Below are 7,170 nucleotides of genomic sequence, written 5' to 3'. Positions count from 1 at the left end.
TTTCTTATTAAAAAGTCATGCACAACAAAGACAATAAATACTCTCGACACAGGTGCAAGATATTGATTTTACGATGTTTTATAGAATGAGGAAGCAGGTCTCTTAATCACCGGAATGGCACAATCCGTACTAAACAAAAGGGTCTGGGGTCCAATTTATTTATGAATTGAAGCTCGTACGCAGCGAAACCAGGTTGCCCTTTCGCCAAGAGCCGACAATGGATTCCGAACCGCGAGTGACGCGCCCAGTAATCGTGCTTGAAATTAAATTAATTCAACGCACTATGGCACTCAAAACTTCGCTTGTTGTGCAGATTGTTTGCAATTTGTAGTGCAAACTGTGGTGCAGCCCTTTCGTGTTGTCAAAGTTCGACGCTGCCTATCAACGACATTCACATCGCTAACATGATTTGCTGGCCGTTCAAATTCGCGCTGGAGCGTAGCCATGCAACTTTTCGCTCGGGACTGACCCGCGGGTCTGGGTTGATCCTGCTCCGTTACGACAAACCTTGAGTGCTCAGAGGTTCTTTCTTGATTTAAACCCCTATGGGGTATAAGTGGTAGTCATGAACTTTGTTGTCGCAACTCTCGTGACGGTATTTTTCAGCCTGTCGCAGGTGCTCTGCGCGTGTCCCGTCGATATGTCGGCGACGAATAGCATGGCAACCGAGTTCACCGCTCATTCTCACCAGGCGCCCGCCGATGGGCCTGAGGCGCCCTGCAATGATGAGACTGATCACTGCAAGCTTCAGACAGCAACGGTCGCCCAAGCCGACAAGACGGCGAACCCGGTCCAGCACGTATTAGGCGATACGACGCCCATCGGGCTTGCTACACCCTCATGGCAACACGCATGGAAGCGCGTCGTCAATGTCCGCACGCCCTGGCCTGAGGTCCGAAGTTACCTGCTGCAACAAACGCCAGTCACATTGAAGGTGCGTTCCCTGAGCTGATTTCGTGCGTCGCTGCATTAGCAGCCCGATTGCATAAATTCACCTCATGGAGACGATTATGTTGAACAGACGACGTATGTTGCAGACGGTGCTCGGCACCGGCGCAACCTTGGGGGCAAGCAGCCTCCTGCCCGCTTGGGCAAAATCTTCCAGCAACGGAAACCTTGGTGTGCCCTCACTTTCGGGCACGCGCTTCGACCTCGAAATCGGGCAGTTCCCGGTCAGGCTCAACGGCAAAGTCGGTATGGCAACCGGAATCAATGGCACACTTCCCGGTCCGCTCTTGCGGTTGCGCGAGGGCGATGACGTTACAATGAACGTCACCAACCGGCTTGCCGAAGACACTTCGATCCATTGGCACGGACTGCTTGTCCCCTTCCATATGGACGGCGTGCCGGGCGTCAGCTTCCCGGGCATCAAACCGGGCGAAACGTTCAAATATCAGTTCAAGGTGCCGCAAAATGGCACTTACTGGTATCACTCCCATTCTGGTCTGCAGGAACAACTCGGCCATTACGGTCCGATCGTCATAGATCCGGCAGGTACAGACCCAGTGGCTTATGACCGGGAATATGTGCTCGTCCTCAGCGACTGGAGTTTCACGCATCCGCACCGGATCTTCGACAAGCTCAAGAAGAATGCCGAGAGCCTGAATTTCAACCGCCCGACCCTGTCGAACCCAACCGGACTTGGCGGCATGTGGGGGCAGATGCGAATGAGCCCGCGCGATCTCGCAGACGTGACCGGCGAAACCTACACCTACCTGATCAATGGCCATTCGACGGCCGATAATTTCAATATGGTCTTCCAGCCGGGCGAGCGGGTTCGCCTGCGCATTATCAACGCCTCCGCCATGACCCTCTTCAATGTCCGCCTCCCGGGCTTGCCGATGACGGTGGTCCAGGCCGACGGTCTGAATGTCCAGCCGGTTGAGACCGACGAGTTCCAGATGGGCGTGGCCGAGACGTATGATGTCATCATCGCGCCGACCGAAGCGCGCGCCTACGCCTTTGTTGCCGAATCGATCGACCGCTCCGGCCAGGCCGTCGCCACGCTCGGCCCGCGTGCCGGTATGCGGGTCGATGCGCCTGCGCTTCGAGCTGTGCCGATGCTGACCATGCGGGACATGGGAATGGCCCATGGAGACATGGCGGGCATGTCAGGCATGGGGAGAATGGATCATGGTCCGGACACCGCGACGGCCGGGGACGACATGAAAGGCCACGACATGGGTGCCATGTCGATGATGCCCGATCCTCATGGTCCGGCGGTCCAGCCCGTCAAGATTGAAGCAGATATAGAGCGCGGCCCCGGTGTCGCAAAAGTATCAGGCATGACGATGAGCCGCTTGGGCGAACCCGGTCTCGGGCTTGATGATGTCCCCCACCGCACGCTCACCTACAACCAGCTTCGCGCGCTCGACATGAATGAGGACCATCGCCCGCCTGGCCGCGAAATTGTCATTCATCTGACGTCGAACATGGAACGCTACATGTGGTCGTTCGACGGTGTAAAATTCTCCGAGGTAACCGAGTCAATCAAGTTCTACGAGGGTGAACGTGTTCGCCTGACGCTCGTAAACGATACAATGATGCCACACCCGATCCATTTGCACGGCATGTTTTTCGATCTCGTGAATGGCGGTGGTCATCACATGCCGCGCAAGCACACAGTAACGGTCAAGCCTGCAGACAGGGTCAGCGTCGACATCACCGCAGAACATGTCGGTGACTGGGCGTTCCACTGCCATCTGCTTTACCACATGCACGCTGGCATGATGCAGGTCGTCAGCGTCATTCCGCCAGCAGACGATACGACACCAGCTGAAAAAATGCCGGCAGGTCAGATGAATATGCCCATGGACCATCACGGCATGAACCATGGGGAGGGAAAATCATGATGAAACCGAATTTGGCAGCCCCTCTCCTCCTCGGCTTCGCGCTCTACGCGACCGGCAGCGCGTTCGCGGAAGACACAAATCAAACCCCGCCCTGGGATCAGGCCGACGCCATCTACGGCGAGGATGCAATGGCGGACGCTCGCCGGGACGTTCTTGCGGAAGGCGGAGACCAGAAGAGCTTCTACATCCTCTTCAACCAGCTCGAGGCTCAGATGTCTGACGAGGGCGACAGTTTGTACTGGAACGGACAGGCTTGGTATGGGGGCGATATCAACAAGCTCTGGTTCAAGAGCGAGGGCCGCGCCTCTCTGAATGGAGAGGGCGTGGATGATGCCGAGATCCAGGCGCTCTATTCCCGCGCGGTTGCGCCTTTCTGGAATGTTCAGGCGGGCGTTCGCTACGACATCGAACCGGATAGTCTCGCGCATGGGGTCGTCGCACTGAATGGTCTGGCGCCCTACTGGTTCGAAGTCGACGCTTCCGCCTTTCTCAGTGAAAAAGGCGATGTAACGGCCCGCATCGAGGCTGAATATGAGTTGCTCCTGACCCAGCGGTTGATCTTGCAGCCTCGGATCGAAGCAAATCTTTCCGCGCAGGACATACCGGAAAGGGAAACGGGCGCGGGACTTAGCACACTCGATGCCGGCTTGCGGCTTCGTTATGAAATCAGGAGGGAGTTTGCGCCTTATGTCGGCGTCGAATGGCAAAGCGCCTTCGGTGAGACACGCGACATGATCAAAGCCGCAGGCGGTGAAGGCGACGATATCGTCTTTCTCGTGGGCCTGCGGACCTGGTATTAGGAGAACAAAATGGGCGGTTTCATAGAACCCAATATTCACCCCGTGCTGGTGCATTTTACCTATGCCCTCGGCACATCTGCAGCCTTGGCATATGTGGCTGGCCTCCTCGTACCTGCAGGCCGCTGGCGCGACAGCCTTCGACCGGCCGCCGACTGGATGCTGGCATTGGCTGCCTTGGCGGTTCTGGCCACCATCGCGGCCGGGTTTCAGGCCTATTACAGCGTTGCTCACGATGCGCCGTCCCATGAAGCGATGACAACCCATCGCAACTGGGCTGTTCCCACGGGCCTCGCATTACTGGCCCTCGCCGGTTGGCGCTGGCTGAGAAGGGCCTCGTCGCCCGGCCCGGTATTTGCGATCAGTGCCCTGGCGGTGGCAGGTCTTTTGACGGTTACAGCGTGGTGGGGAGGCACAATTGTCTACAAGTACGGACTTGGCGTGCAGACCCTTCCTGAAGCCAGCGGGCCAGGCCACGATCATGATCATGGCGGCGGAGCCGGTCATGGCGACCAAGGCACCGTAAATTCAACAGACGATCATCAAGACGCTCACGGAGCGCCTCCATCCGACACGATGGATGGATCATCGGCGAGCGGCGATGGACATGATCACGACCATACCGACGGTGCAGCTGATCGAGAAATGTCAGGCACGGTCCCCGCCGGACACGACAACTCCGACGGCCATCACGACACCAAACCGGTCTCGACTGATGAACAGGCGATCCTGGATATCATGGCCGCGATCGAAACCGGTTGGGAGACCGGCGATGGCGAACTGTTCCGACAGAACTTTCTCGACTGGTCAGGCGCCCGGTACTTTGAGTCAGGCGGCGAGAATACTGGCCTGCTCGACCTTGTCGAAAATCATGTCGAGCCCGAAAAAGATACCATTCCGGATCTCGAACTCGACTTCTCGAATATAGACGTGCAATTCGAGGGAAGTGACTTTGCATGGGCTGTCGCGGACACAGCGATCAGTGGAACGTTCAGCTCCAATGGCGAACGCCTGGAGCGTATCGGGAAACAAACGGTGCTGTTCCGCAAGGTCGCCGGCACCTGGCAGGTCATTCACACGCACTCGTCCTCCCGTGCGCCGCGATAAGGAGGAAATCCAAACTGCCGCTTGCCGGCCAAGTTGAAAAGCAACCGGCAAGCGGCGATGATATTGAATATACCCCCTAGGGGTATTATACTATGACTGTCCTACTTGCTCTTGCCTGGACCGCTGGAGGTCAGAATGAAAATTATCCCCGTCGGACACTCGCTGTCTCTGTTCCTGCTCGTCAGTTATTTGCTGTGCGTCGGCTGGGGGAGTGTGACGCCGTCCAGCCTTCACATGCATCCAGCATGGCAGGATCTACTGCCCGGATTTGAGTTTGGAACGCTGACTGGTTTCCTGATCGGCCTTGTCGAGAGCTATCTCTATGGCTGGTACATCGCCCTTCTGTTCGTTCCCTTGTTCAACTTCTTCAACCGAAACAGCAGCGCATAAAAGTGATGCATACCCTCATCCTGTGAAGCACTCCTGCTGAAAGAGTCAGAGCCATGACCAACGACACTTCTCACGCCCATTCCGGACATGCGTGCCATCACAACGATCAGGCCGCTCCAGAGAAGCCCGATGATGCCTATGACAAGGTTCCGATCGGCTATGCCGGCACCGTCTGGACCTGTCCCATGCATCCGCAGGTACGCGAAACTGCCAATACAGGCTGCCCGATCTGCGGCATGGCGCTCGAACCGGAAACGGTGACGGCCGAGCAGGATACCAGCGAACTGGATGACATGACGCGGCGCTTCTGGGTCGCCCTTGTCTTCTCGGCGCCACTGCTCGCCTTTGTCATGGGCGAAATGATTCCCGGCAGCCCGCTCAGGCACTGGATTGATCCGACATGGAGTGTCTGGCTTCAGGCCCTGATCGCGACTCCCGTTGTCGTTTGGGCCGGCTGGCCTTTCTTCGTGCGCGGCTGGCAATCCGTGAAGCGACGCAACCTCAACATGTTCACCCTGATCGCGATGGGCGTCGGCGTGGCCTATATTTATTCCCTGGTCGCAACATTCGCGCCCGGCATATTTCCCGATTCATTCCGTGGGCATGGCGGCGCGGTAGCAGTCTACTACGAGGCGGCCGCCGTCATCGTTACGCTGGTTTTACTTGGCCAGGTGCTCGAACTGCGCGCGCGCAACGCCACCTCAGGAGCCATTCGTGCACTGCTGGAGCTTGCCCCTGCTACTGCGCGCAGGATTGCTGACGATGGCAGCGAACAGGATGTCGATCTCGCGGATGTAAAGTCTGGCGACAAGCTGCGGGTCCGGCCAGGTGAGAAGATCCCGGTCGATGGCGAGGTCGTCGACGGCCATGGGTCGGTTGACGAGTCCATGGTCACCGGCGAACCCCTGCCCGTCGAAAAAGCCGCTGGCGCCCGTGTGACCGGCGGCACGGTCAACGGAACCGGGTCGCTCGTTATGAAGGCGACACATGTGGGCGAAGACACGCTCTTGTCCCAGATTGTCCGAATGGTTGCCGCCGCTCAGCGGTCCCGAGCTCCAATCCAGCGGCTCGCTGATCTCGTCGCTGCCTGGTTCGTTCCGGCTGTTATTGGAATTGCAATCCTGACCTTTGTCGTGTGGGCCGTGTTCGGACCCGACCCGGCGATGGCTTTTGCGATCGTGAATGCCGTTGCCGTCCTGATCATCGCATGTCCCTGTGCGCTAGGTCTGGCAACCCCGATGTCGATCATGGTCGGCACGGGCAAGGGCGCGTCCAACGGCATCCTGATCAAGAATGCTGAAGCGTTGGAGACGCTTGAGAAGGTCGATACGATCGTGGTCGACAAGACCGGGACGTTGACGCTCGGACGCCCCGAACTGGTACGCGTCCAGCCAGGCGAAGGCTTCGACGAAGCCTCGTTGCTTAGTCTCGTAGCCGCGGTGGAACGTTTGAGCGAGCACCCACTTGCCGACGCGATCGTGCGTGGCGCAAAAGGCAAGGGCGCGCCTCACAAGGATGCGCACGGATTTGAATCCGTCACTGGCGAAGGTGCGCAGGCAAGCGTCGACGGCCAAACCGTCGCCATCGGCAACAGAAAGATGATGCAGCGGATCGGGGGCTGGTCTGACGACCTCGGGACACGCGCTGACCAGTACCGCACCGAAGGCCAGACGGTTATGTTCGCCGCCGTCGACGGAAAACCGGCAGGCCTTGTCTCTGTGGCGGACCCGATCAAGGAGACGACACCGGAAGCCATCAGACGTCTTCATGCCGAAGGGTTGAAGATTGTGATGTTGACAGGTGACAATGAGACGACAGCACGCGCGGTCGCCGACAAGGTCGGCATCGATGAGGTTCACGCCGACGTCTCGCCTGAAGACAAGCATCGGATCGTGTCCGAACTCCAGAAGAACGGTGCCCGCGTGGCCATGTGCGGTGACGGCATAAATGATGCGCCCGCGCTCGCTCAGGCGGATGTCGGAATCGCCATGGGAACCGGAACCGATGTGGCCATGGAGAGTGCC

At 58.2% G+C, this 7,170-nt stretch carries 6 protein-coding genes; all 6 read left to right on the top strand.

What is annotated here, in order from left to right:
* The first annotated feature begins 565 nt into the window (after positions 1-565).
* The gene (locus tag B2P82_RS06050; protein ID WP_013301474.1) at positions 566-952 is read left to right on the top strand and encodes a hypothetical protein; all 387 of its coding nucleotides are present in this window, start codon (positions 566-568) and stop codon (positions 950-952) included.
* 58 nt (positions 953-1,010) lie between these two features.
* Positions 1,011-2,852, top strand: coding sequence for a copper resistance system multicopper oxidase (locus tag B2P82_RS06045; RefSeq protein ID WP_034827486.1), 1,842 nt, complete (start codon positions 1,011-1,013; stop codon positions 2,850-2,852).
* Entirely contained in the window at positions 2,849-3,652 is an 804-nt protein-coding gene (locus tag B2P82_RS06040; protein WP_034813580.1) for a copper resistance protein B, read from the top strand. The genes B2P82_RS06045 and B2P82_RS06040 overlap by 4 nt, the downstream gene beginning before the upstream one ends.
* 9 nt (positions 3,653-3,661) lie before the next feature.
* Positions 3,662-4,756, top strand: a complete 1,095-nt coding sequence (locus tag B2P82_RS06035; protein ID WP_034827457.1) for a DUF2231 domain-containing protein — start codon at positions 3,662-3,664, stop codon at positions 4,754-4,756.
* A 135-nt stretch (positions 4,757-4,891) separates the two neighbouring features.
* A complete protein-coding gene (locus tag B2P82_RS06030) occupies positions 4,892-5,146 on the top strand; it encodes a hypothetical protein (protein ID WP_034798659.1) in 255 nt (84 codons plus the stop codon).
* A 53-nt stretch (positions 5,147-5,199) separates the two neighbouring features.
* Positions 5,200-7,170: copper-transporting P-type ATPase (locus B2P82_RS06025; protein ID WP_290495780.1), on the top strand; the 1,971-nt coding region annotated here is incomplete at its 3' end.

Origin of the sequence: Hyphomonas sp. UBA4494 (assembly GCF_002388935.1) — a bacterium.
Taxonomy (GTDB): Bacteria; Pseudomonadota; Alphaproteobacteria; order Caulobacterales; family Hyphomonadaceae; genus Hyphomonas.
The sequence above is the reverse complement of the archived record's forward strand: the minus strand, read 5'-3'. Positions and strand labels throughout refer to the sequence as shown.

Coding starts and splice junctions, on each gene's coding strand:
- B2P82_RS06050 (WP_013301474.1), top strand. CDS start 566: ATGAACTTTGTTGTCGCAACTCTCGTGACGGTATTTTTCAGCCTGTCG.
- B2P82_RS06045 (WP_034827486.1), top strand. CDS start 1,011: ATGTTGAACAGACGACGTATGTTGCAGACGGTGCTCGGCACCGGCGCA.
- B2P82_RS06040 (WP_034813580.1), top strand. CDS start 2,849: ATGATGAAACCGAATTTGGCAGCCCCTCTCCTCCTCGGCTTCGCGCTC.
- B2P82_RS06035 (WP_034827457.1), top strand. CDS start 3,662: ATGGGCGGTTTCATAGAACCCAATATTCACCCCGTGCTGGTGCATTTT.
- B2P82_RS06030 (WP_034798659.1), top strand. CDS start 4,892: ATGAAAATTATCCCCGTCGGACACTCGCTGTCTCTGTTCCTGCTCGTC.